At 51.3% G+C, this 24207-nt stretch carries 25 protein-coding genes; all 25 read right to left on the bottom strand.

All coding sequences use genetic code 11. The features are described from left to right. Nucleotides 1-4: 4 nt before the first annotated feature. Nucleotides 5-922, bottom strand: a complete 918-nt coding sequence (locus KI614_RS10265) for a class I SAM-dependent methyltransferase (protein WP_226405398.1) — start codon at nt 920-922, stop codon at nt 5-7. Continuing rightward, nucleotides 909-1517 (bottom strand): acyltransferase, encoded by a 609-nt coding sequence (locus KI614_RS10270; RefSeq protein WP_226405400.1) that lies wholly within the window; start codon nt 1515-1517, stop codon nt 909-911. Before KI614_RS10270 ends, KI614_RS10265 begins: the two co-directional genes overlap by 14 nt. Beyond that, entirely contained in the window at nt 1517-2284 is a 768-nt protein-coding gene (locus KI614_RS10275) for an HpcH/HpaI aldolase family protein (protein WP_226405402.1), read from the bottom strand. Before KI614_RS10275 ends, KI614_RS10270 begins: the two co-directional genes overlap by 1 nt. Continuing rightward, nucleotides 2281-2937 (bottom strand): HAD family hydrolase, encoded by a 657-nt coding sequence (locus KI614_RS10280; protein ID WP_226405415.1) that lies wholly within the window; start codon nt 2935-2937, stop codon nt 2281-2283. The genes KI614_RS10275 and KI614_RS10280 overlap by 4 nt, the downstream gene beginning before the upstream one ends. Continuing rightward, nucleotides 2922-3770: an FkbM family methyltransferase gene (locus KI614_RS10285; RefSeq protein WP_226405417.1), complete on the bottom strand. Its 849-nt coding sequence runs from the start codon at nt 3768-3770 to the stop codon at nt 2922-2924. The genes KI614_RS10280 and KI614_RS10285 overlap by 16 nt, the downstream gene beginning before the upstream one ends. Then, nucleotides 3767-4657 carry an NAD-dependent epimerase/dehydratase family protein gene (locus KI614_RS10290; RefSeq protein WP_226405419.1) on the bottom strand — a complete coding sequence of 297 codons (891 nt, stop codon included), beginning with the start codon at nt 4655-4657 and terminating at the stop codon, nt 3767-3769. Before KI614_RS10290 ends, KI614_RS10285 begins: the two co-directional genes overlap by 4 nt. A 1-nt stretch (nt 4658) precedes the next feature. Next, nucleotides 4659-5645, bottom strand: coding sequence for a phosphoglycerate dehydrogenase (locus KI614_RS10295; RefSeq protein WP_226405422.1), 987 nt, complete (start codon nt 5643-5645; stop codon nt 4659-4661). Nucleotides 5646-5667: 22 nt separating this feature from the next. Next, nucleotides 5668-6348, bottom strand: a complete 681-nt coding sequence (locus tag KI614_RS10300; RefSeq protein ID WP_226405424.1) for a 6-phosphogluconolactonase — start codon at nt 6346-6348, stop codon at nt 5668-5670. After that, the gene (locus KI614_RS10305; protein WP_226409303.1) at nt 6345-7922 is read right to left on the bottom strand and encodes a polysaccharide biosynthesis PFTS motif protein; all 1578 of its coding nucleotides are present in this window, start codon (nt 7920-7922) and stop codon (nt 6345-6347) included. The genes KI614_RS10300 and KI614_RS10305 overlap by 4 nt, the downstream gene beginning before the upstream one ends. Before the next feature lie 264 nt (nt 7923-8186). Beyond that, nucleotides 8187-8729 carry a GNAT family N-acetyltransferase gene (locus KI614_RS10310; protein ID WP_226405426.1) on the bottom strand — a complete coding sequence of 181 codons (543 nt, stop codon included), beginning with the start codon at nt 8727-8729 and terminating at the stop codon, nt 8187-8189. Further along, nucleotides 8726-9772, bottom strand: coding sequence for a pseudaminic acid synthase (pseI, locus tag KI614_RS10315; RefSeq protein ID WP_226405429.1), 1047 nt, complete (start codon nt 9770-9772; stop codon nt 8726-8728). The genes KI614_RS10310 and pseI overlap by 4 nt, the downstream gene beginning before the upstream one ends. After that, nucleotides 9769-10725, bottom strand: coding sequence for an ATP-grasp domain-containing protein (locus tag KI614_RS10320; protein WP_226405431.1), 957 nt, complete (start codon nt 10723-10725; stop codon nt 9769-9771). The genes pseI and KI614_RS10320 overlap by 4 nt, the downstream gene beginning before the upstream one ends. Beyond that, the gene (locus KI614_RS10325) at nt 10722-11420 is read right to left on the bottom strand and encodes a metallophosphoesterase family protein (RefSeq protein ID WP_226405433.1); all 699 of its coding nucleotides are present in this window, start codon (nt 11418-11420) and stop codon (nt 10722-10724) included. Before KI614_RS10325 ends, KI614_RS10320 begins: the two co-directional genes overlap by 4 nt. Continuing rightward, complete coding sequence (locus KI614_RS10330) at nt 11417-12283, bottom strand: NAD-dependent epimerase/dehydratase family protein (protein WP_226405435.1); 867 nt, start codon at nt 12281-12283, stop codon at nt 11417-11419. The genes KI614_RS10325 and KI614_RS10330 overlap by 4 nt, the downstream gene beginning before the upstream one ends. Next, the gene (locus KI614_RS10335; RefSeq protein ID WP_226405438.1) at nt 12284-13174 is read right to left on the bottom strand and encodes a class I SAM-dependent methyltransferase; all 891 of its coding nucleotides are present in this window, start codon (nt 13172-13174) and stop codon (nt 12284-12286) included. Nucleotides 13175-13231: 57 nt separating this feature from the next. Continuing rightward, nucleotides 13232-14296: a UDP-2,4-diacetamido-2,4,6-trideoxy-beta-L-altropyranose hydrolase gene (gene pseG / locus KI614_RS10340; protein WP_226405440.1), complete on the bottom strand. Its 1065-nt coding sequence runs from the start codon at nt 14294-14296 to the stop codon at nt 13232-13234. A 31-nt stretch (nt 14297-14327) separates the two neighbouring features. Next, complete coding sequence (locus KI614_RS10345; RefSeq protein WP_226405442.1) at nt 14328-15656, bottom strand: glutamate-1-semialdehyde 2,1-aminomutase; 1329 nt, start codon at nt 15654-15656, stop codon at nt 14328-14330. 82 nt (nt 15657-15738) lie between these two features. Continuing rightward, nucleotides 15739-16428: a cytidylyltransferase domain-containing protein gene (locus tag KI614_RS10350; protein WP_226405444.1), complete on the bottom strand. Its 690-nt coding sequence runs from the start codon at nt 16426-16428 to the stop codon at nt 15739-15741. Between the two features lie 11 nt (nt 16429-16439). Next, nucleotides 16440-17231, bottom strand: a complete 792-nt coding sequence (locus tag KI614_RS10355) for an SDR family oxidoreductase (RefSeq protein ID WP_226405446.1) — start codon at nt 17229-17231, stop codon at nt 16440-16442. A 32-nt stretch (nt 17232-17263) separates the two neighbouring features. Further along, nucleotides 17264-18289 carry an N-acetylneuraminate synthase family protein gene (locus KI614_RS10360; protein WP_226405448.1) on the bottom strand — a complete coding sequence of 342 codons (1026 nt, stop codon included), beginning with the start codon at nt 18287-18289 and terminating at the stop codon, nt 17264-17266. A 13-nt stretch (nt 18290-18302) separates the two neighbouring features. Continuing rightward, nucleotides 18303-19367 carry a Gfo/Idh/MocA family protein gene (locus KI614_RS10365; protein WP_226405450.1) on the bottom strand — a complete coding sequence of 355 codons (1065 nt, stop codon included), beginning with the start codon at nt 19365-19367 and terminating at the stop codon, nt 18303-18305. An 18-nt stretch (nt 19368-19385) separates the two neighbouring features. Then, nucleotides 19386-20558: a UDP-4-amino-4,6-dideoxy-N-acetyl-beta-L-altrosamine transaminase gene (pseC, locus tag KI614_RS10370; protein ID WP_226405463.1), complete on the bottom strand. Its 1173-nt coding sequence runs from the start codon at nt 20556-20558 to the stop codon at nt 19386-19388. Then, nucleotides 20555-21469: an SDR family oxidoreductase gene (locus tag KI614_RS10375; protein WP_226405466.1), complete on the bottom strand. Its 915-nt coding sequence runs from the start codon at nt 21467-21469 to the stop codon at nt 20555-20557. The genes pseC and KI614_RS10375 overlap by 4 nt, the downstream gene beginning before the upstream one ends. 6 nt (nt 21470-21475) lie before the next feature. Further along, on the bottom strand, nt 21476-22474 hold the full coding sequence (gene pseB, locus KI614_RS10380) for a UDP-N-acetylglucosamine 4,6-dehydratase (inverting) (RefSeq protein WP_226405469.1): 999 nt from the start codon (nt 22472-22474) through the stop codon (nt 21476-21478). Between the two features lie 32 nt (nt 22475-22506). Next, entirely contained in the window at nt 22507-24189 is a 1683-nt protein-coding gene (locus KI614_RS10385; protein WP_226405471.1) for an ABC transporter ATP-binding protein, read from the bottom strand. Nucleotides 24190-24207: the final 18 nt, after the last annotated feature.

The raw sequence follows: 24207 nt of genomic DNA on the forward strand, positions 1-24207 counted from the left end.
ACACCTATTCCTTGCTGATAATACCAACCAAGGTATCGCATTTGCCGCTACGGATCAGCGACTGCTTATACGACTCCTCGACATCCTCGCCGAGCAGCTCTGTAAACCGGCCCATTCCACCGGGTCGCCCATTCCTCGCCCAGACCATATGATTCGACAGGTCATACCGCTGATCGCGAAGTATCTCGCAGGAACCGCCCAGTTGATCCAGAAGGAAACGTAGCGAGGCCTCACTGAAATACCACGGATGGGCAATCGACCAATAAAAGCGCTCGAACTCGGGAATGTCATAAACCGAATACAGGGGGTCTGCTGCGTTCGGGATTTCAAATATGATCCGCCCGCCCGGTCGAAGCATCTTGAGTTGATCCTTCAAGAACGCCAAAGGGTCTGCAATATGTTCAAGCACGAAAAAATGAAGTATCAGGTCAAACTGCGCCTGTGGCACTTCTTGCTGCAACTGCCCAAGCGACTGATAGACCGGCAAACCGCGCCCTCTTACAAACTCGCTGAATACTCCGGAAGGCTCAATCCCGGTGCAGCGATGCCCCGCTTCAGCCAGGGGATAAAGCATGAATCCCGACGAGCAACCGACTTCAAGAACATCAGAAGCCCCCACCAGAAAAGGTGCGAGATATTTCATTCTCCGCAAGCGGGTCGATTCATTGGCAACAAGGTGCTGCTCAGTCTTCAGCCAGCCACCCGCATCACCAGATCGGCTCGACATGAAGCCTTCAAATTCAGCCGCATAAAAGCGAGCCTCTTCCTCTGGCGTCAGGCCAGGAAACTGATATCGAACATCGCAAGCTTCGCAGTGAAAAAAAGCACGAGAGGCCGATTCATCGCCGTATACATGGCGTGTAACTACGGACTGGGCATCATGTCCAGCCAAACAAAGCGGACACTGATTAGGCAATGCCATTGACTACATCTCCTCCGAAATGCCCGGTTTCGAGCTGTTTTACCATGATTGCCGGATTACCCGCCGCAATCACCCCAGCGGGAATATTTTTGGTCACCACAGAGCCGGCTGCAATGATACTTCCCTGACCGATGGTCACGCCGCGCAAGATCGTCACCCCGGCGGCGATCCATGCGTCATCACCAATGGTGATCGGGCACTCCTCGAGTTCAATCGCTGCAGGAAAAGGATAACCGTGCTTGGCCATATACTGCTGATGTCGCACCCTAGCATCAACCGGATGAGTCAAGTTATCGCAAATGAAGCAGTCGTGGGATATCAGAACCCGGTTACCAATATCAACACGTGAAAGTGACCATATCCGCGTCCCCTGCCCGACATAACTGCAATCGCCGATGGATATGACGCCTTTATTGAAAAAACTATAAAGCTCACCCGCACAAATCACATAGTCGCCAAGTGAAATTTCGCCCGAAGCCGTCTTGGTGATGATGATTTTTGAAAGATCTGCAGAAGTATGGCGCCCTTGCCGATACTTCGAGGAAAACCGCCTCACTCGAAAGAGCCACAGCTTGAACCTGGCACGAAGTCTCATCAGCATGGCAATTGGGGATTGGTCGCCGACGCACGCAAGAAGACAGAATCAATCGAGTAGGCCAGGAACCTGTAGCCCTCTGCCATTCTCTGCCGGAGTTGCTCTTGATCAGGCTGCACGACGTGAACGCCACATGGCTTGCTGAACGTTGCACAGACACTGCGAATTCGATCCATCACCGCAACAAATTCAGGCGTATCAAATTTCCCGGTCATTCCCATGGAGGCAGAAAGATCATACGGGCCGATCAAAATCGCATCCAAGCCGTCGACTGCCAGAATTTCTTCCAGTTGGTCTACCGCGTGGACATGCTCAATCATTGCAATCAGCAAAGGAGCCTGAGCCTCCTCGGCATAGCTGTCGAAATGCATGCCAAACAAATTTGCGCGCGAAAAGCCGACGCCCCGCTTGCCTGCCGGAGGCCAGCAACAGGCATCTCGCGCTCGATTCAGTTGCACAGCCGATTCCACCATTGGAACGATCACACCTCCAGCCCCTGCATCCAGTGCCTGCTTGCAGTCTTTGGGCTCCCCTTGTGCCAGACGAACCAGCGGCAAAGTACCGCCCAGTTCAAGGGCACGGAACAAGTCAGGTAATTGATGAGGGCTAATGGAACCATGTTCCATATCAACAGCCACCCAGTCATAACCTGACTGCCCCAGTATTTCGGCAATGGAGGGGTGAGGAATCTGAATCCAGCTTCCGATGCTTGCTATTCCATCGCTCAAGGCACGGCGAATGGCTTTGATTTTTTCTCTTCGGTTCATAGTCCGACAAAATCCTCGACAAAAGCACCGTTGTAGTTACTGAAGACACCACGATTATCGTGATGTCGGCGCAACAGAAACGGCACATCATTTTCAAGCGCAGCATTCATGTCAGCAGTGGCATCGCCGATCATCAGAGAATCAGACGACAAAACATCCCGACGACGAAGCACCTGCTGAATGGCATCTCCCTTGCGAGTTGGCGCGCCAAAAACATCGGAAAAACATGGGCGCAATCTGATCGCAGCCAGAATCTCTTCTATCTCGCCCTGCGGAGTGGCAGTAACCAAAACAAATTCCTGCTGATACGGATTGCTACGCAGAATGTGCTCAACGCCAGGAACCCACGGAGCCGCAACAACGCGACTCAATACGGCACGCGAGAAACGGTGAATGTAGTCTTCAACCAGTTGCTCCGTCACCGGCAAGCCAGCCCACGCCAGATAAACAGGCATTTTCTCAAAGCGGGACATTCCACCATTCGCTTCGTGGTGTAAGCAAACACGCTCCGCAACCTCCGCACCGAACGGGAAAAACAACTGCACAAAGGCTTCCGTTTTGATAGCAACGGATTCCTTGATAACGCCATCAAAATCCCAGAATATCAGGCGGAACCCGGATAATCTCTCGCCCAAAATCAGGCTCTCACCCAAATCTGGTTATAAGTATTCTGGAAGCCCGTCGTCGAACTATCGATCATTTCGGAATGGAGCTTGTGCTTAAGGCTTAATCCAGCGGCTTTCAGCAGCTTTTCGCACCCTTCAGCCTGCTCAAGAAAATCATCGTTAACCTCGATCAGAACCTCCTTGACTCCCTTCAATACCGACGCGCCTCCGGACAGAATCAAGTGCTCGATACCATCGACGTCCATCTTGATATAGTCTGGTTGAGGAATGTTCAGCAGGTCACGGACCGAATCCATTGGCAAACCCATGGTCTGAAACTCGAAAACCTTTCTGATCGCCTCGCCATCCCATCCGTAATCCTCTCCAAAGGTCGACAATGCTCCACCCCACTCCGTGGTTGTCATCCGGAGTTGATTCGAGCCAATTTCGGTGCTCAGCGCAAACGGCACGATGCAAACCTTGCTCACCAGATCGTTCAGATAAATGTTCCGCGCCAGCAATTCGAGATTGAAAACCGACGGCTCGAAAGCCCATACCCGGCAATTGCGCTGCTTGGCTGCGTACGTTGCGTACAAGCCAATATTGGCCCCGACATCCCAAAGAATAGCCCCTTCCGGAATGCCATCGATCCACTCCAGCGTTTCCGGCTCTTTGGTAGAAAAAGTCTGGGCGCGCCACTCACAAAGGACATTGGGGGTGGCGAATTTGAATGAACTGCCTTTATGCGTGACCTCGCGCACTTGCTCCATCGATGCGCTCAGTATCTGCTTGAAGAGATACTTGCCAAGCCGGGTCTTGCCGCCAGTATCGAGTGAGAATTGGATCGCCCCTTTCAGAGCTGCTTTCAAATGGGCTTTCACGCTTTGATTCCTTCGTCGGTATGGATGTTTTGTATTTCCCCGATCAACTGCAGCAAACCCTGGCCCAGATCGACATGCATCGGTGGCACGTATTTCCTGCCCAGCTTGGGTTGATAGGCATAGGGAGTTCGGACATAGTGGCCAGCATAGGGAGTTTCTTCGAATTCCACGGCTTGGGGAATGCCGAGTATTTCTCCCAGCATTTTCAGCAAATCCATCACTCTCATCGGCTCCTGCCCGGTAAGGACGACGTGCTGATTCCTGAATTCCTCGCCCAGAGCAGCCACGCTCGCTCGCGCCGCATCTTCGACATGGATGTACTCCCGCATCGCTTCGGCACTACCTGCATAACGAATCTTGCCGGTCTTGAGCGCTTCATTGACGATCCGCCACAATCCGTTCTGGTGATCCGACCTCGGCCCATAAAGCGAGCCGTAGCGCAAAACGGTGTAATCCAGCCCGTATGAAGCCTGATACTCCTCGACATAGTGCTCTGCAGACTGCTTGCTGCAACGGTAGAAACTACCTTGCCGGCTGTAAACGTACACCGTGCTGGCATAGAAAAAACGTTTGACACCGTTAAGGCGACAAGCCTCAAGCACATTGGCATTGCCCAGCACGTTGATGCGCACCGTTTCCAGCGGTTTGTCCAGTGCCTCGTTCAGGTCCGCCAGCGCCGCAAAATTATAGACATACTCACAACCGGAAATGGCAAACGACAAACGCTCCGCATCCAGCAGGTCACCGATCACCATTTCCTGATCGCTGCGCAGCCATGGAGAGGCTCTGCGGTCGTAAACGGAAACCTGATGACCCGCGTCGCTAAGCGCATCTGCAACATGGCTGCCGAGAAATCCGGAACCTCCGATTACACATACCCTTGCCATCTCAGAATCCTTCTCTTTGCACCGTGTACTCGGCCTCGGGCACCAGCCCCATCAACGGCGTACCGGTCAAAAAACGTATTGCCTCTTCCGTTGCCTCGATTTCCATACGCGTACGGCAATCAATGGACATCGAGCCCATGTGCGACGTCAGTACACATCGCTCGATTGAAGCCAGCCGCCCCTTATAGGGTTCCTCGCAAAACACATCGACTGCAGCACCGGAAAGATGACCGGACTCCAGCACATCAGCGAGGTCATCTTCATTGATGATGCCACCGCGAGCCGTGTTGATGATCATTGCATCAGGCTTCATCTGGAGAAGATGTTCGCGACGCACCATATTTTTTGTCTGTGCAGTCAACGGAACGTGGAGGCTGACAATATCTGCCTCTCGAAAAACAACATCTTTATCCACCCACTCGACAGGTAAAGAAGGAGGCAATTGACAAGCCTCTGGATTGATGTCGCTGACCAGCAGTCGCCCAGCCCCCAGCGAGGCCAGATGCTGCAAAACCCGCCCGCCAATACGGCCAGCCCCAACGACGCCAATCGTCAAATCGGGAATGCGCCGACCGAAATAGCGATGCCAAACGCCACGATGCATCTGAGCACTGGCAACATGGATGGAACGCATCAACGAGAACATCAAGCCGATAGTCAGTTCGGCAACGGCCGGCGCTGGCGCGTCAGGTGTGTAGCTGACTGAAATTCCGCGTCGCTCAGCCGCCAGCAAATCAACGCTATCCAGCCCGATGCCGACACGGGAAATCATTTTCAGTCGGGGGGCATTGGCCATCACTTTCTCTGAAATCACCTCTGTCCCGGCAATCAGGACCTCGAAATCGCCCACCATTTCGGCGAGCTCATGTTCCTTGAGCTTGCGGCCCAGCGGGTTGATCAGGTACTCGATTCCTGCCGCTTCAAGCTGCCGGATCGGTAGATCATTTTTATCCCCGAATGGAACAGTCGTGATCAGAACTTTGGCCATCTGAAATCCCTGTGAATCAAATCTATATATCCATACTTAATGCGGTATCGAGCAACCAGATTGCGTCTTTAACGAGACATGCCGGCAGTGCAACATAATCGTGCGGGGCAGCAAGCACCCTTCGGAACACAGCAGCCTTTTCCTCACCAGTCGCCAGTACAAAAATAGACGACGATTGCGCTATAACGACCGGCGTGACCGTAATTCTCTCTCGCGGCTCTTTGCTACCCGTAACCGGAACAACCTTGCGAGATCGCTCAAAAAGCGCCTCATTACCTGAAAACAAGGAGGCAATGTGTCCGTCTTCGCCCACGCTAAGCAGCAAAACGTCAATTTTACTCGACAAGAGACTTTCATAGCGAAAAGATAGGCCTTCTCGATCCGCATCCTCAGCCTCGATACGGAATACCGAGCACCCCTCTGGAACACCCCGAGCAAACAAGGTCCGCATCGCCAAAGCATAATTACTGGCTGGATCGTCGGGCGGCACGCAACGCTCATCACCAAAGAAAAAGCTTACCGAGCGCAGTTCCTGAAAAGATGGCACATCGCGCCACGCCGCATAAAGCCGCTCGGCACTTCTCCCGCCTGTCAACATGACACGGCAGACACCCTGCTCGGCGCAAATATCCTGGATCGCATCCTGAATCACGGATGCAGCGCTTCTAGCCCAATCCTCAACACTGAATTGCAGGGTGCTCAAATCCGGACCTCGTCATAGTCGCCAACAAAATTGACCAGCCACGCCTCGAGTGCTTCTGGTCCGGACAAAACCGGGATACCGTGAGCGGCGCGATCATCCGATTGCACAGTCCCTGTTGGATCATAATAAACGGAGGGCTTGCCAAGACTCCTGGCGACCAGTGCAGTTGAGGTAAACGGCAAAGAAACGGTAACGCGGCAAGCTTGAATAAGCCTTATGGCAGAGACATCTGCATCAACCAAATGAATGCTCAGTTCGTTCGCAAGACTGTCGGCCAAGCGACGATAGCTCGGGTGAGCTGTCCGACCAATATTTCGCTTTCGCTTCCATAGCACCCGCCCCTGATGACGCTTGACCGCAGAACTGACATGCTCAAGAAATAAATTCACCGTTTCCGGCACAAAGTACTCTGCCTCAAGCCCCAGGATCCGATACCAAGAGGTACGTGTGGGCGTTACGTCGAAAACCGCCACCGACAAACCGGGCTGACGCTCAACTACATCAGTATTACCTTGAAACCAGATTGGCCCTACGGTCTCAATGTGAGCAGAAGCACCCGCAACCCTGCGGACAAAATCCGCCTGATACTCATCCCAAACCAGATATCGAGGCCAATGCATAGCTTCGTATCCATAATATGGCAGCGGGTAGTCATCTCCGCGCTTGAAAGGCTCAGTGTTCGTCGAATAGAAATAAAAAAGTACAGCCGCGCCCCTCTTCTCTACCTCATAAGTCCAGAGCGGCCGGTAAAGCCAGTTACTGTTGTGAAAAAGATATTCAGCGGCAAGTTGGTCCTTAGGCAGCAAACTAGCCTGCGCAGCGATTGCTGCCTGATTGAGCAAAACGGCATGCCACCAGCGGCCACGCAGGAGATCGACACCGGCGATCAGAACAGCAACAACTAACCACTTAAGGAAACTGAAAATTTGCCCAACCCCCCTCAACGGCGGCAAGGCATTGCCCTGATAGGTAATTGAACAGCCGAATTTCAACATATCAGGGGCACCGCGAACGCTATGCCGCACAGACGAAATTTGCGGATTCCGTTCCTGCCATTGCAAATACCAGGACACAATATCGTGGCTACTTGCCCCATCACGTTGGCTAGGCAAATTCGCCGAAACCAGTTCGGAAAAGTAGGCATACGGGCGAACTGAATTCGGGCTGACATTTTTTGCCGTTAACCAGAGGATCACCATCCTCAGGGAGCGCACGATGCCGCCCGCGAACATCACGCAGACATAGACCCACCAGAGCAGGGCGCACCGCGAATGGCTGACACGAAAGCCATACTCCTCAACAAGCAGGCGCCATTGCCTTGGCATGGCATATGCAATACTGGCATTTGGCATCCCAAGAGACACCAATAATGCGCGGTTCAGGTTTACTCCGGCCGACTTGGAGAGCAGATATTGGCGCAAAACGAGTTCAGCCAACTCGTGCGCACCAAACAGGAGTGTATTTGAGAAAAATGCGGCCTCGAAGCCCAAGTCGCGCGTTGTAAATTCATTCTTAAGTTGATGAATGATGCTTAAGCGACCCGACTGCCTCAATATCCGATAGCCGCGCATCATGGCACGCAAATAACGTCGCCTGTGCACAGCGATAATGCTTGTCAAGACATTTTGAAACGCAGTCAAGTGAATTTTTTAAAAAATGAGCCAAAAAATTAAAAATCAACCGGATTCTATACTGAAATCATTTTAAAAATATTTCCGTAAGATTGACAGGCATGCTTTTGGAAATATTTATTCTATTTTTCAACAACCCGGCATATCCCTCTAGTAATCAGCTACTACCGTCAGGCGGAAAAAATGCGAATGCCTCAACGGTACATATTATTGACTGCCATCGCTTGCAGCAAAAACCTTCACGATGGTTGGCAACTCATTGAGAATATATTTTCCTGGAATATCAAAAACCCATAAATAACCGGCTGACAAAAAGGCTTTTTGAGATGCCACATTTTCCGCGTAGGCGCCAGCCTCCACCCAACGCAATCCAAGTTCATTGATTGCCCACTTCGTTACCGCGGATATTGCCTTTTGCCCAAGCTTCTGCCGCCACGCTGTCTTATCGAAAAGACAAACACCTATATGTGCTGTTTTATGGTGATATTCTATCCCATGCAAACGCACGGTCCCGCAATGAGTCGTGGCAGAGTCCTGCCATATGCCCCACAGCACTGAACCGGAAGAAACTTCATCAGCGGCCACGAAATCAATCACTGACTGCGTGGTTTGAACCGTCCGTTTGACGCCATCCAGATAGCGATTCACATCGGGATCATTGAGCCCTGAAACATAAGCAGGATGAACATCAGCCGTTTTCAACGGCCGTAGATACCCGCCTTCAAACCCCAAAAGAACATCCGGACTCATCCCAGCAAATCCCAAGTCAAAGGGGTACCCCGTTTTACATTCTGGTTTACAGCCTTACCCAGAGCGACCTCCACATACTTAGTTGCCAAGCCCAAGCCGGGCCGAATCGCGCGCAAATTCTCGCTGGTCAGGCGCTCACCAGCCTTCATATCTTGAACTACGTATAGCGACCGACGGTACTGAAGAGATTTTTTCTCCGCCTCAGTCGGACCATAGCTCACTTCGCCCAAAGCCTGCCACGCCAGTTCAGTTTCCTTTACCAACTGCGCCATCTCGGCAGGCTCCATTGAAAAAGCGCTATCAACACCACCATCAGCACGAGAAAGGGTGAAGTGCTTCTCTACCACGGTGGCACCCAGCCCCACGCTGGCAACCGATACACCGACACCCATGGTGTGGTCAGACAGACCCACTTCGCAGCCAAACAGTTGCCGCAGATGGGGAATGGTCCGGATATTCGTGTTCGCAGCTGTTGCAGGATAAGTACTGGTGCACTTGAGGAGGATCAGATCCTTGCACCCCGCTTCACGCGCAGCACGAACCGTTTCATCAAGCTCAGCCACCGAAGCCATGCCGGTCGAAATGATCAGAGGCTTCCCCGTTGCAGCCACTCGGCGAATCAACGGCAGGTCTGTGTTTTCGAAAGAAGCAATTTTGTAGCATGGCACGTCCAAGCTCTCAAGGAAGTCGACCGCCGTATCGTCAAAGGGCGTGCTGAACGCAACGAGGCCCAACTCACGCGCCCGATCGAAAATCGGCTTATGCCAATCCCACGGCGTGTAGGCCTCTCCGTAAAGTTGATAGAGAGATGTTCCTGCCCACAAACTATTCGGATCGCTGATACTGAATTCACGCTCATTCAGATCAATTGTCATGGTCTCCGGCGTATAGGTCTGGATTTTTAACCCATGAGCCCCCGTCTTGGCAGCAACTTCGACAATTTCGAGAGCTCGCTCCAATGACTGGTTGTGGTTACCGGACATCTCAGCAATCACAAATGGCGGATAGTCCGCACCGATTTTTCTGCCGTCTATCTCAATCATTCAAACGCTCCCATATCCTTGTCATCAAAAACCAACGCCCCTTGCACTCTCACCATGATTTGGTTCTCCTTGATGGAGGGGAAACTGACCAAGCCACCCTCTGCCTCATCAATTGCCCACAAGACATCAGAGAATCCCAGGCGATGGCGCATCAGGACGGTTGATGAAAAACGAGGGTTTATTTCAAAAACTCTCGGCCCATGCTCAGTAAGGCGCAACTGAATATTCATGCTGCCACGCAAATCGAGCCCCTCGGCAATCCGCTCGCACATAAGCGCCGTTTCATCGTCCTTGATCACCTTCGCCCAACCCGTGAAGCCCCCCGTTAGACGCCTCAACATCAGCAGACTGGAAACCCTTCCATCCCGAGTGCGATATACCGCACAAGTCACCTCACGCTCAGCTGGCTCCAGTAACTCCTGAAACACAGCGTTCGGGTAACGCGGAATCAGATAGGCCGCCTCTTCCTCGTCGGCAACCACGAATACCGCGCGGGAACCTGATCCGAAACGGTTTTTTAGAATGCACGGATATGAAACAGCATCGCCGTCACTGACCGGCTTGGTCCACGGAACAGGTAACCCCAGCCGGGATATCGCATGCGCAGTTTCAAGCTTGTCGAGCCCTGCAGCCACGACCTGGTTTCCTGCAGTAATCCATTTAACGCCTGGAACCAACTCTTCGAATGGGCGAATTGCAGCCAACTCTGGCTCTGACATTGGCATGACCATGTTCACCGCGTGCTGCAAAACAATCGCTTTGAGTGCGGCCAAATATCCAGAATCACTCGCCGGAGGCAACGTAGCAAAGCAATCAACAAATCGGTGACCGCCATGCTGATGGTGGGTATCTACACCAAGCAGCCAGAGATCGGGACGGCTTTCGCGAAGAATCGTGGCAACCCCTTGGGCGATATCTCCGCCAATTCCTGTGATCAGTACTACAGTTTTCATTTGCGCAACAGAACCTCTGACAAATATGGCAATTCAGGATGACGAAGCTCACACTCTCTGACCAAAGCTGAAGGATCATAGGGCTCCGTACGGAACTCCACATCACGACCAAGTGTGTCGAAAATCGCCCAGTGTGCTCCTGGCACTCTATTTCGCGGCTGCCCCACCGACCCCGGGTTAACCAGTTGCGTTCGACCAATCTGATGCAACATCGGGTAATGCGTATGCCCCAGAACGACCAGATCGAATTCCGGCACGGCACAGCGCTCTAAGACAGTTGGCATTGCATCGGGATAGACATAAGCATCATTGTCCCATGGCGCACCATGGCAGAGCAAAATCTTGCACCCGTCGAGCAGCAGTTCAAGGGAAGCAGGAAGAGTTGCCAACTCCCCAAGAGAAACCTCGCCAAGCTGCTCGATTGCAACCCGCAAACCCATTCCGTAGCGTCTATCAACCCGATCGAGAACTGCAACATCGCTCATTGCCGCAACAAGCATGTCTTCGTGATTACCTCTCACAACATGCTTATCCCATGGCTTTAACAGCTCGAGAACCCGCTTCGGTTCGAAATAATATCCGACCAGATCCCCTGTAATTAGCAGCTTTTCCACACCGGCCTTCGTTGCCGCCGCGATAACTTGCTGCAGCGCCAGATAATTGCCATGGATATCACCCATCAGCGCTAATTTCATAAGGAAACTGTTTCCCTGATATCAATCAGTGCTTCACGGTAACCGCGAGTCTTAGGCAGGAATGGCGAAGGCTCTATTATTTGGCTTACGCCATCAATGCCAGGCTGAAGTCGCGGACTCTGCCCAGGAAGAAATATGTTACAGACCTCTTGCAACACTATGCCAATAGGCATGACATCATGCCCAGAAAGCAAATGGGTTCCGGAAAGCTCGTTCTGGAGGGCATGGACAATAGCTTGTGCAACATCTTTGACGTAAACATAGTTTCTCAATACTTCTCCCGACCCAATTTGGCTCGGGGCCTGCCCCTTGATCGCGCCATCAATGGCACGATTTAGACCTAAATGCGACGGGCCTCCAGCACCAAATATGCCAGCAATGCGCAAAATACAAGCATCTATTTGCGCGGCATCAAGTAGCTGCTCGCCAAGCCATTTACCGCTAGCGTAAGCTGTATCAGGAATAACAGATGAATTTGTGCCGATATATTCCGTCCTTGCTCCGTGCACAATTGCTGTAGATGCGAAAATCAGACGTGCGCCACTATCTCTAGCAAGCTTGGCCAAGCACCCTGTAGACAACACATTGGGGACATACATCTGAGCATCAGCTGCAGTGCTATTGGATAAATCAACATGCGCCCCTAAATGCACAATCGCTTCAAAACACGATTTTTCTGCCAACGCAAGAATCGCCGCGGGGTCAGATAAGTCAAGAGAAATGCACTCACCACCTACGAAAGAGTTTGCCGACCTTACTCCTTGAGTAACCTGCCACCCCGCAGCCTTCAGCGCAGCAACGGACGCTTTCCCAACAAAACCGGTAGCTCCGGTGACAAGGACTGTTTTTTTTCCAGAAGCCATTTAACCCAGTCCTGTTGGCCGCAAAAATACCGTGATATCCCTGCCCAGTCCAAGCTTGGCTGCAGCAGACCAGAAACTAACCACATCCTCTAGCGGCTGCTTATGAATAAAATTCTCAATTTGCACACGAGCCATGTGAGCGGCCTTACCTGCCCCTTTGTTTCGCACATAGTTCGATGCGGGATGAAATAGAAACCAATCGACAGGAAAATCTGAAAGCATCTCAATATTTTTCCAACCAGTTTGATCGGCCGTGTTCATCAAGCTATCTCGGTCGAAGTAAGTCAAATGGTCAGGTGGCGCAACCCAAAATGCATTCTCGACATGCTGACATTCCAAGGCAGCAAGCTGCGTAATGGAACAATCATTTGGCACGGTGACAACTGCCAACCCTCCCGGAGAAACAAGTGTTCTTAACGATCTCAAAAGATCAATGGGATCAATAACATGTTCGAGCACGTTCTGTAACCAGACGACATCGTAGGTATGGCCAGCATCAATCTCAGCTGTCAACATATTAAAAATATCCCCCGTCAACAAGGCATCCTGACAGTCTGGATTTTTTGATTCAACGCCAGCAGAACTAAAGTCCAGCCCCCTAACCACCCAACCATGGGCGCGAAAAAAAGCTAACGCATATCCCTCGCCGCATCCAACATCCAGTAAGCTTTTCTTCCCCTTTTTTTGCGAAAGATGCTGCTGAAGTACAGCCCAGCGCTGCTCAAGCTTCGCCTGAAAGTAGCACAACTCGTCGTCGCCATAGGCTAGCTCATAACTACCTTGGCCTTCTTGGTAATATTTTTCCGCGTAGTATTTCTGTAGTTCTAGACGATCAGGCTTATTAGCAATTTCCCAATAGCCCAGAGGGTGTTTTCTCAGTCGGGTATCCATAGATCACCTTGCTTAATTTATATTAGTCTATAATTTACTGATCCCGAAAAATAAAATTCACGGAATAATTCTTCGCATCACATCAATAATATTTTGACCTTTAATATCCAAAACACCCAATGCCGCTCTACTCATATTTCTGACATGGGTTGGGTTTTCAATCATTTTCATAATTGCGATCATATAATCATCGGCCGAAAATAAATCAGACTGTCCCAAATACTCAATTGCCCCGACATCTGCCACATCTTCGGTCGTCCGCAATTGATTATCTGCAAAGACTACAGTAATTGTCGGCAACCCCAAATAGCAGCGCTCCCACATCGCAGCCCCTCCTGCACCAATACCCAAATCTGCTTTGAGTATTAATTCCGCCATGTTACTTACCTGACAATGGAAGTTAATATTCCGAAAATCAGCACAACACGCCTGTATGGCATGGCAAAAAGGATTAGTCTGACCGACGACTATATCAACGGTAATATCTGGACGGGACAACTGCTTAAACGCTTCGATTACTTTTTGAGTCTGCATACAAGGATCTGTAGCACCAAAAAAAACCAGAATACGTTTTACTATTCCATCTCTAAAAATCAACTGCTTCTTGGCATCAGCAAACTCGGGCCTTAGTAAAACATAGCCTGGACCAAGCAATGATACACACTGGGGGGGCAGCAACTCGTCATAGCGTCGCTCAAAACCATGGTAGTAATTCTGATCAAGCAACAACTCACAGTCATGGCTACGGTCCGCCAAATCGTCAATCACCATGATTTTTCGCGTGCAAGGTCGCAGCAACTGCTCCCACGAAGCATCAAGGAGATAATGATCGACAATAAGCCAATCCAGGCGATCCGAATATAATTGGCCAATAGCCTCCGTTGTCTCAGCTGCATCGCGCTGCTGTGAGACGCATCCATCTTCGACTGAGGGCAGTTTCGCGAATCGAAAGCCACGCATCGATAACAAATCAAACATGGCACCTGGCAAGTCTCGGCAAACAAAGGCCACCTCAGCCCCAGCGCCTACCAGTTGATCAGCCAATGTAAGACAGCGCATCAGATGACCACTGCCGATTTTGACTGAGGCGTCTGTGCGAATAAGGATTCTCATGCCACGCATTTTGGACTCATCAACGACACCGCACGAGGTATTAGATTTTCTTGCGGAAGACCGCTTTTGCAGGGGGGCCAATCAGCAAACCATCGGTTGTACCCACGTCGATTGCCCTGCGATAAACCGAGCATGACGCATCGAAAGCCATTACTAGCAAATCCATTTCTACCTGCTGATGTGACCAAGTGGGATAAAAAAGCCCCTGAAAGAGCACACCACGCGCGATCATTTCTTGCATCATCAATGTACGGAACGAGTCGTCAGGCAATCCTGTAGGATTCCGGCATACCAAAGCAAATAAACAGGGATAGCCAATTAATTGCAATGAGCTACCCAGTTCATGTTTGGAGATAACTTGTTCAAGACGCAACTTCAGGGCTTCACCGTTTGCCCAGTTTTGCTCAATCATATTGTGTTGCTTGAAAGCATTGATCGTGGCGATCATGGCAGCCAGGCCTGTTGTCTCAGCGCCGTGCGTTGTTGATATCAGGAACAGTTTATCGTCGCCTTCGCGCCGAACGCCCCCTAACTCCATGATATCGGCACGCCCAGTCAGTGCACAGGCTGAAAAGCCATTGGCAATCCCCTTGCCCCACGTTGCCATATCTGGCTTCACGCCATAGAAATTGTGAGCCCCATTAAGTCCCCATTTAAAACCGGAGACCATTTCATCAAGAATTAAAAGTACGCCGCGCTCTTTGCATAACGCAGCCACCTTTTGCAAAAAATCATCTTTTGGTGGGTCAAACTTGACGGGCTCCATGATGATACAGGCGATATCATGGTCGTTATCGGCAAGCAATGCCTCGACGGAAGCATAATTGTTGTAACTGAAGGTTGCCGTCATTGCCTTCACTGCGGGAGGGATTCCCCGATCGCAAAGGGTCGAGACAATAAACCAGTCGTCGTAGCTGAAGAACGGGTGCTCACGGGGAAGAGCGACTCTATTTCGCCCCGTATAGGCTCGAGCAAGTTTGATCGCTGCGGTGGTCACAGTCGATCCATTCTTGGCAAACTTGACCATGTCGCCAGACTCAACTGTTTCCAGAAACAGATTGGCCGCTTCTAGTTCAATGGCTGCAGGTCGTTGAAAGTTGGTTCCCTGAAATGCCGCTTCACATACCGCCTGCGCGACAGGCTCATAGCCATGGCCGATACAAACCGAGGTCAACCCCATGCTGCAGTCGAGAAACTTGTTGCCGTCCAGATCCCAAATGTAGGCACCCTTGCCGTGGGTAATGGCAGCTGGCGCATTCACCGGAAATTGATCATCCCCCTTGGAATAAGTATGGGAACCGCCGGGAATAACATCGTGAATTTGACGGGAGAACTCGCGTGACTTGGTAAAGTTTGTGTATTTCTTCATGACAAATCCAAATTTTATTGATGTGGCGGCGAATCAAAGATTCCGAGAGTTTCATTCACGACAAGAGAGCCATCTTAATGAATCAAAATCCCGCAGAGGCCTTAAACAAACGTTCCGCATAGGCAAGATCTTCAGGAGTATCAATATCTACCGCTCGTTCCGCCGGGAGCACATACGACAAAACCTGACCAGTCAACGGATTGTCACTCTCCAAATGCTTCGGACGCCAAATTGTGAAGGGACCACATTCGTAGTAAGCCGCTTCCAAATCCTGCGATCGTACAACTAGGCTTTGCGGCGAGACAGCAACCATCAAACCATCGTCTCCCCGACGGAAAGCCCACTCTATGGGAACAGGATATCTGGCGTACACCAGCAACGGGTGACTGCCACCGTGGCTACCAAAGGTATTGAAAGCATCAACAATATCCTGGCTACCAATTAACGGGGCATTCGGCATGATGCAGCATATCTCGTCATAAACCTCCCCACGAATTCGATACTGCTCCAACACCCAACGAAGGACAGGTACAAGCCCCGTGAAATCATCTGAAAGCTCTGCACAGCGCTTGAAGTCGACCGGAAAACCAAGGGACTCGACAACATCCGAAACTTCATCAGAATCTGTTGAAACATGTATTTTGTCGAACAACCCCGATTCAGAAGCAGCCGCCAGGGCGTAAGCCACCATCGGTTTCCCGCAGAAAGGCAAAATATTTTTTTTCGGGATTCTTTTGCTGCCGCCCCTGGCAGGAATCACGGCGAGTCTCATAGCGCGGCTCACTAGGTAATTGTCTTCAAGGCTCCGCCATCGATTGCGATGCACGTTCCTGTCATGTAGTCAGCTTTATCGCTTGCGAGAAAAGCAACCAATGCACCATATTCCAATGGATCGCCAAAGCGCCCCAAGGCCGTACCAGCCTCGGCGTCACTCTTCCACTGCTCGAAGGAAACGCCCTTCTGTTTTGCAGCTGCCGAACCAAGCTCATTCACGCGGCTGGTAAGAAACGGGCCGGAGAGTAGCGTGTGCACCCTGACACCATCCCTCGCGTATTCCATTGAAAGTGTTTTGGCGAACGCGGTGGCTGCACTGCGAAACACATTGGAAAGCACCATATTTTCGAGCGCACATTTAACGCTCGTGCTTTCGACATTAATGATTCGCCCCCAAGCTTGTTTGGCCATCGAGGGCAAGACACGACGACAAGCACGCACTTTGCTCATCAAAACCAGATCGAAAGCTGATTGGTACAGCCCATCACCTAAATCGAGGCTTTTACCGGGCGGCGGGCCACCTGAGTTATTCACGAGAATATCGATCTTTTCATACTCAGCGAATACTTGGTCAAAAAAGGCTTCCAAGGATTTTGCATCACCCACATCCGCCGGCGCTGCAAATACTTGAGCCCCGGTTTCAGCGCGTATCTCATCTGCAACCAATTTCAGGCGCGCGCCGTCTCTGGCACAAATGGCAAGGCTACACCCTTCCTGTGCAAGTACCGTCGCTATACCACGCCCAATACCCGAACTGGCCGCAAGCACGACCGCAACCCTACCCTTGAGTCCAAGATCCATATCGGTATTCGCTCCAGTTTGGATTAGTCAAGTCAAACCAGATCTTCGAACTGGAGTTGACTCTGTTTCGGCAAATCGTGTTTTACCCGGCGCCCGACAAGTTCGTGCACAACCCGTGGATCCATACCGCCCTTGCCAGGACGCAACACAACCAGATCATCCGGGGTAATTTGATGTCCGGCCGATAGGGCTGCACTGGTATGGATGCTGCGACGATGGATACTGCGGTCTTTGAATTCCGCCTGAGAAATCTCCTTGGATGCACCGTTTGCCTGAACCGTATATTCAAGCATTGAACGAGCGTCCTTCCAGGCTTCTGGATCAAGACAAACAACCCAATCCGGTCCCTGCCAGTTCTTTTCAGGCGCCAAATGCTTCATGACCATAGCAGCACCTTTTGCCGAGGCAATAGACGGCACAAACTGCGTGGCAGTGTGATCGACGAATCCTGTAACCAAACCATATCTGCGCTTGAAAAGCTCAATGCAATCGAGCTGGAGGAGTTCCGGAGGAACCCCTCTTGATGTATCTGAGGACATCACATGCTGACCATGCAGCAAGCCAATGTCTGATCGACAACGGCTCATCGCGTACTCGACAGCCCAGTCGATTTCTTCGGTCGTAGCCATTAGGGTGGCAAGCCAAAAGGGCTTTCCTGTCGCAGCGACCGCATCGATGATCACCGGGTTGGTCAGATCACTGGCATTGACGCAAAAGACATCAGCCCCGGCTTCAGCGCAGAGTTCGATAATCTTTGGTGAAAGACCGGCAACCTGACAAAGCAGGCCTGCGGCATGCGTAGCCGCGATGAGATCGGTGATTTGAGTTGACGATAACTCTCTGCTTTTGTAAATCGCGTGACCAGGGTCGTTGCGAACGTACATGTCGTCAGCCAGAAAAAGCTGGTATTCGATCCCGTCTGCCCCAACCTTTGCTGCGGTGTTGCACATCCCAATTGCAACCTCGACATCCCCTTGGTTGGCTTGCCCTTCTTCGGCAAACATCAGGGTACTACGTCCCTCACCAACAATCTTATTGCCTATGCGCATCAATGCCATAACAAGTCCCCTTTCAACAGGCAGTCCAGTCTTCAATTCCTGCGTGGTTCAGCGCCTCGAGGACTTTAATGCCCGAGTCGATATCCAAATCAAAAACCGTTCGTTGCGCAGAAACCTGGGCCAGGAAGTAAGACAACTCTGACAAATAGGCATCATTCCCGGAATACTGCAGGGGTGATACATCCGGCTCCGGATCATACGCCACACCATCTTCAAGAATCTTGAAGTACTTCCCTTCATTCGTGGCCAAGTCTGGAGCATCAGGCAAGAATCGCTTCTCGCGGGCATCCCAGATACTCAATGTCTTCCGATTGAAATCAGCCTCAAGATATCCATGCTCGGCATTGATCCGCAGCGAGCGCCGCGGACAACGACACAGAAAGTCCTCGGATATGGTCACTACCGCACCTGAAACTGTTCTCAGGGTGCACACCACTGCGTCGTCGACATCAATATCGAGTTCACCAAGCCGCATTCGGGCACCTGAAATATCTTTTATATCGCCGAAAAACCAAGCAACCAAGTCAAAAAAATGACTCAGGCTGGTTAGTACAACACCGCCACCCAGCTTTTTCTGAGCGGCATATTCATGTCGATAATCTTCGCGGATGTGCCAGTCTGGCAAATACCACCCCCCCATCGATTCAGCGCTGTAAACACGACCAAGCGGGTTTGTATCAAGAATGCGCTTGATCTCAACCCATTCTGCACGGAATCGGTAGGTGTGAGCCATCATGAACACCAAACCGCTATCACGAACCAATGGCCTCAGTGCCTGTGCTTCAGCTATCGAAACGCACAGGGGCTTTTCCATTAGCACATGAATTCCCGAGGCAATCAGCGCTCGAGCAGGGGCTGTGTGAAGGTTGCTAGGCGTCGCAACAATCGCCGCATCGGCGCCAGAGCATCTTGCCGCCTCCTCGAAATCGGTAAAGTAGCCGGAAGCGCCAATTTCCTCACCAAACTCGCGCATACGAGTCTCATCGACATCGCACAGGATTACTTCGTCATCCAGGAGACGCGCGTTTCGCGCATGGCGCCGGCCAATAGAACCGCAACCAACTACGAGTAATTTCATTCTGCGACTCAATATAAGTTAGGAAAGCAAGGCCTTAACCGAACTAATAACGCGCTCTTGTTCATCCGGCGCAAGATCGTAGAACAAGGGCAAGCTCAAGGCTTCCTGGTAATACTGCTGGGCAGCCGGATAATCATCTGGGCGATGCCCAAGCTTTCGGTAGTATGGTTGCGCTGGAACAGGGATGTAGTGCACTTGGCTGCCAACGCCCTTCTCCTTGAGTGCGAGCATAAATTGCCCCCGAGTCATGTCAATCGCATCAAAATCAATGCGGATCACATAAAGATGGTGCCCACTCTGATCCCGGCCGAGAGCCTGAGCCGGACGACAATTGGCAAGACCAACGAATGCCTCGTCATATCTCGCGACAAGATCACGCCGACGATTGATAAAACGATCAAGTTTCTTGAATTGCGAAAGACCCAAAGCACACTGCATATCAGTGATCCGGTAATGAAAGCCCAATTCCTTCATTTCGTAATACCAAGGATTACGTACGCCACCAGTGTCAGCCTGCTCGGGGATTTCAAACGGATCATCCAGCTTGTTGATGCCATGACTGCGCAGGCGCAACAACCGTCGATAGACGCCTTCGTCGTTGGTGGTGATCATGCCGCCTTCGCCAGCGGCAATCGCTTTTACCGGGTGGAAGGAAAAAGTCGTCATCAGGGAATTGGCACAGCATCCAACCTTCTGTCCATCAGAATACTGAGCCCCGAGCGCATGCGCTGCATCCTCAATGACCACCGCACCGACTCGATCGGCAGCAGCCTTGATTGCCGGCATATCGCACGGCAATCCAGCAAAATGAACAGGAATGACCGCGCAGACATCTGGGTTCGATTCAAGAGCAACTTTGAGACTATCCGGCGACATGTTGATCGTCTGCGAATCAATGTCAGCAAAGACAACGCGACCGCCCGCATACATTGCAGCATTCGCACTGGCCACAAATGTGATGGGAGAAGTGACCAGCGAACGCCCCGGAGCGACCCCGGCGACCAAGGCAGCCAAATGCAAGGCGGCAGTACCACTCGATACTGCCAAAGCATACTTGGCACCGACGTACTCGGCGATTGCCTGCTCAAAAGCCTCAACTGCCGGGCCCTGCGTCAGCACTCCGCTCCTTAAAACGTCGGCGACGGCTTGAATATCATCCTCATCAATATGATGTTTTCCGTAGGGAATCATAGATGGCGCAGCTCCTGGGCAAGCCCGTTTTGTTCTTGTTGGCAAAGTCGTGCGACTTGCTCATCAACGCCACCAAGCGTTCTACCGAGCGCTTCGCAGACCTTGTGGTTCGACAAACTCATATCCAGGGGGCGCTGAACCGGCGAGACCTGGTGAGCCATTTGGGCTGGCTTGATCAAAGCCGCATCCAAGCCAAAGCGCTCGGCGAGCTTTAATCCGAAGTCGTATTTAGAGAGGCGCTCATCGCCCACCACGTTATAAATACCAAAGGCACTCAACTGGTGGAGACCCATAACAGCTTCAGCAAGTGACTCAATCAGTATCGGCGTGTAGAAAACATCCTGAAAAAGCGCAATGCTTTTCCCTGAACGCAATGCGCCAAGCAAGATGTCACTGAACGAATGACGATAGCTTGAACCCCAACCGTAAAAATTGGTGCGGATTACAAGCGCACGAGGGTTCGATTCAAGTACTTGACGCTCTGCCTCAGCCTTGGTCAGCCCATAAGTATTTCGGGGTGCAAGCAGAGACCTCTCATCAAGCAGAGCCTCATCTCCGTAAAAGAGATGGTCCGTCGATATGTGCACCTGGGAAACACCCGTTGCCATGCAGGCTTTCGCCACATTTTTGGCCAGGGTGACATTAATGTGGCGCGCCAGATCAGGCTTTGATTCACACTCTTCCACACTGGTAAAACCAGCAGCATGCACTACCAGATCAAATTTCCCGGCATCAATACTGGACGCAATCGCGCCGGGGGACTCAAGGTCTAGTTTCTGGCTGGCTGCACCAGCAAGTGAAATTAGTCGGTCATGCAACCCAAGGGTAACCGAGCAATGTTCACGAACCGTAGCAGCCCAGTTGAGGGCAAGCAAACCTGAGCCGCCTGTAATAAGAATGTTTTTGGACATTCAGAATCAGATGGCGCCGACTTTATGCCGATGTGCATCAATCCACTCTCTCAACGCATCCGCTGACATCCATTCGTCGTTATTTTCCGAAGAATAGGTAAATCCATCCGGAACTTTGACCCCATCATTAATTCTTGACGGGTCTGAAGACCAGTTATGAATCATCGGCAAAATCTTGAAATGCTCTTTGTAGGCAAACGTGTTCGGCGCATCTTCAAGCCCGATCATCTGCTCGTGTATCTTTTCCCCCGGGCGAATACCGATAATCTTGTTTTCGGCGTCAGGCGCCACGGCCTTGGCAATATCAAGAATGGTCATGGACGGAATTTTCTTGACGTAGATTTCACCGCCCTGCATATCATCGAATGCATGCCAGACCAACTCTACACCCTGCTCAAGGGTAATCATGAACCGCGTCATCCGAGAATCAGTAATCGGGAGAACACCGGTATTGGCCAGCGACATGAAAAACGGAATGACTGAACCACGCGAACCCATGACGTTTCCATATCGCACAACAGAAAAACGCGTGTCGTGGGTACCTGCGTAAGCATTCCCGGCAACAAACAGTTTGTCGGATGCCAGTTTCGTCGCACCATACAAATTGATCGGATTGCTTGCCTTGTCAGTGGATAGTGCAACGACACGTTTAACGCCACGATCGATACAAGCATCAATCAGATTCATTGCGCCATTGATATTCGTTTTTACACACTCGAAAGGGTTGTATTCTGCGGTCGGCACAATTTTTGTTGCGGCGGCATGAACGACATAGTCGATACCATCAAGTGCACGAGCCAAACGGTCCTTGTCACGCACATCGCCAATAATGAAACTGACGCGCGGATCGCCCGAGAATTTCTGGGCCATATCCCACTGCTTCATTTCATCGCGGGAATAGATAACCAAACGCTTTGGGTTGTATTTAGCCAATGTCATCGGCACGAAAGTATTGCCGAAAGAGCCCGTTCCACCGGTGATCAAAATTGATGCGTTATTGAGCATGCTGAATTAGTTTCCTTCTGTTTTCTTGGCACTCATGCCTTCTCGGTTACGACGTCCTGATACTTGCCCACTCGACAGACAGCGCCATCGGCCAATTCTACTACTTGAGTACAATTTTTCAGAGTACTAAGACGGTGAGCAATGATCAGGACCGTAAGATTGCCGCTTAATGAGTCAATAGCCTGCATCACGGCGTGTTCTGTCTCATTGTCAAGAGCACTCGTAGCCTCGTCGAAAACGATGACATCGGCTCGCTTGTAAAGCGCCCGGGCGATGCCGATACGCTGACGCTGCCCACCCGATAGTCGAACACCCCGCTCACCAACCGAGGTTTGATAACCTGCAGGCCAAGTCTCGATAATCTCCGCGATTTGCGCTTGACGCGCGGCAAGTCGCACACGCTGATGATCGATCAAGGCTTTCGGCACACCGAATGCAATATTCTCCTCGATACTGCTATCGGCCAGAAAGATAACCTGGGGCACATGGGCGATATGCGCCTGCCAGGATCGACCGTTTGCTGCAGTAACCGGCTCTCCATCGACTTCCAGGGCACCCTCGGTCGGTTGCAACAAACCCATCACAATATCCAGCAGGGTGCTTTTCCCACTTCCGGTAGTACCAATGAAGCCGACACGACTGCCTTTGGCAATCGACAGATTCAAGTTTTTCAGAACCAAGGGCGTTTGGGGCGAATAGCGAAATGACAGAGAGCGCAATTCGATCTGATGCTCAAAGGGGATCGGAGAAGCCACAGGCAAGTCTGCATAATCAGGCAAAGGCTGATCAAGAAGGGCAAGGGTATCTTGCAGGGATGCCTGACTTCCGTGAATCGATGACCAGGCGCCATACAACTGCTGCATCACCGGCAGCAAGCGCTGAGCGCCAAGCGCTAACGCCCCGAGTATTGGTATGGCGCTGGCAACACCATTCTCTTGCCGGGCAAGCACATAGGCCAGCACTGCGATGAGCGTCATGCCCAAAGCCTCCATCACATATCGCGGCGTCTGACTGATGACCTGGTTGTTACCTTGAGCCTGACGCAAAAGCTGGTCGGCATTACGATAATTTTCGCAATAGACTGACTGGCTACCATCGACAAGCACATCACGTATTCCTCCCAGCCCCTCCTGCAGACACTGTATGACCTTGGTCGATTCGCGGGCAATGGCATGACTGTTTCTGATTTTCCGGGCTCGGGTTTGCCAGATGAGGAATCCATAGATACTCCCGAAACCGCCGAAAGCAACCACCGTGATCATCAGATTGACAGACAGCATTACCAGCAAAATTGCAATCAACATGACAATTGAATTAATAATCATCAACATCGGGGCAATAACGCTGTAAATCACCCCATTCGCCTTGGTCGATATACCGTTGATTACCTCGCTGCTATTACGCGCGACATGAACCGCATAGGGCTGAAACAATGTTCGACGGTAGATACTGATACCAAGGTCGGCGCCGGTCGCAAAAGAAAGTCGAGTGCTCATCCAAAGCAACACGACTCTCATGGCACCCGCCAATAAGGCTGCAATCCCGAACAAGACAGTCAGTGGAAATAAAAGTTGGTCGGGAGAAGTAATGCCCAAGGCTTTAATGAATATCTGAGCGGCATGATGTTCAAATACTCGGCTGGGCGCGGTCAAAGCACCAAGAAACGGCAAAACAGCACCGATGCTCAATATCTCGGCAAATGACGCAAAAATCATCAAAACAAGCAAATAACT

Source organism: Dechloromonas denitrificans, from assembly GCF_020510665.1.
Taxonomy (GTDB): domain Bacteria; phylum Pseudomonadota; class Gammaproteobacteria; order Burkholderiales; family Rhodocyclaceae; genus Azonexus; species Azonexus denitrificans_B.

Excerpts from the sequence above, each read along its gene's own strand:
- KI614_RS10265 (WP_226405398.1), bottom strand. The coding sequence starts at position 922 with ATGGCATTGCCTAATCAGTGTCCGCTTTGTTTGGCTGGACATGATGCC.
- KI614_RS10270 (WP_226405400.1), bottom strand. The coding sequence starts at position 1,517 with ATGAGACTTCGTGCCAGGTTCAAGCTGTGGCTCTTTCGAGTGAGGCGG.
- KI614_RS10275 (WP_226405402.1), bottom strand. The coding sequence starts at position 2,284 with ATGAACCGAAGAGAAAAAATCAAAGCCATTCGCCGTGCCTTGAGCGAT.
- KI614_RS10290 (WP_226405419.1), bottom strand. The coding sequence starts at position 4,657 with ATGGCAAGGGTATGTGTAATCGGAGGTTCCGGATTTCTCGGCAGCCAT.
- KI614_RS10295 (WP_226405422.1), bottom strand. The coding sequence starts at position 5,645 with ATGGCCAAAGTTCTGATCACGACTGTTCCATTCGGGGATAAAAATGAT.
- KI614_RS10305 (WP_226409303.1), bottom strand. The coding sequence starts at position 7,922 with ATGATGCGCGGCTATCGGATATTGAGGCAGTCGGGTCGCTTAAGCATC.
- KI614_RS10310 (WP_226405426.1), bottom strand. The coding sequence starts at position 8,729 with ATGAGTCCGGATGTTCTTTTGGGGTTTGAAGGCGGGTATCTACGGCCG.
- pseI (WP_226405429.1), bottom strand. The coding sequence starts at position 9,772 with ATGATTGAGATAGACGGCAGAAAAATCGGTGCGGACTATCCGCCATTT.
- KI614_RS10320 (WP_226405431.1), bottom strand. The coding sequence starts at position 10,725 with ATGAAAACTGTAGTACTGATCACAGGAATTGGCGGAGATATCGCCCAA.
- KI614_RS10325 (WP_226405433.1), bottom strand. The coding sequence starts at position 11,420 with ATGAAATTAGCGCTGATGGGTGATATCCATGGCAATTATCTGGCGCTG.
- KI614_RS10330 (WP_226405435.1), bottom strand. The coding sequence starts at position 12,283 with ATGGCTTCTGGAAAAAAAACAGTCCTTGTCACCGGAGCTACCGGTTTT.
- KI614_RS10335 (WP_226405438.1), bottom strand. The coding sequence starts at position 13,174 with ATGGATACCCGACTGAGAAAACACCCTCTGGGCTATTGGGAAATTGCT.
- pseG (WP_226405440.1), bottom strand. The coding sequence starts at position 14,296 with ATGCGTGGCATGAGAATCCTTATTCGCACAGACGCCTCAGTCAAAATC.
- KI614_RS10345 (WP_226405442.1), bottom strand. The coding sequence starts at position 15,656 with ATGAAGAAATACACAAACTTTACCAAGTCACGCGAGTTCTCCCGTCAA.
- KI614_RS10350 (WP_226405444.1), bottom strand. The coding sequence starts at position 16,428 with ATGAGACTCGCCGTGATTCCTGCCAGGGGCGGCAGCAAAAGAATCCCG.
- KI614_RS10355 (WP_226405446.1), bottom strand. The coding sequence starts at position 17,231 with ATGGATCTTGGACTCAAGGGTAGGGTTGCGGTCGTGCTTGCGGCCAGT.
- KI614_RS10360 (WP_226405448.1), bottom strand. The coding sequence starts at position 18,289 with ATGGCATTGATGCGCATAGGCAATAAGATTGTTGGTGAGGGACGTAGT.
- KI614_RS10365 (WP_226405450.1), bottom strand. The coding sequence starts at position 19,367 with ATGAAATTACTCGTAGTTGGTTGCGGTTCTATTGGCCGGCGCCATGCG.
- pseC (WP_226405463.1), bottom strand. The coding sequence starts at position 20,558 with ATGATTCCCTACGGAAAACATCATATTGATGAGGATGATATTCAAGCC.
- KI614_RS10375 (WP_226405466.1), bottom strand. The coding sequence starts at position 21,469 with ATGTCCAAAAACATTCTTATTACAGGCGGCTCAGGTTTGCTTGCCCTC.
- pseB (WP_226405469.1), bottom strand. The coding sequence starts at position 22,474 with ATGCTCAATAACGCATCAATTTTGATCACCGGTGGAACGGGCTCTTTC.
- KI614_RS10385 (WP_226405471.1), bottom strand. The coding sequence starts at position 24,189 with ATGATTTTTGCGTCATTTGCCGAGATATTGAGCATCGGTGCTGTTTTG.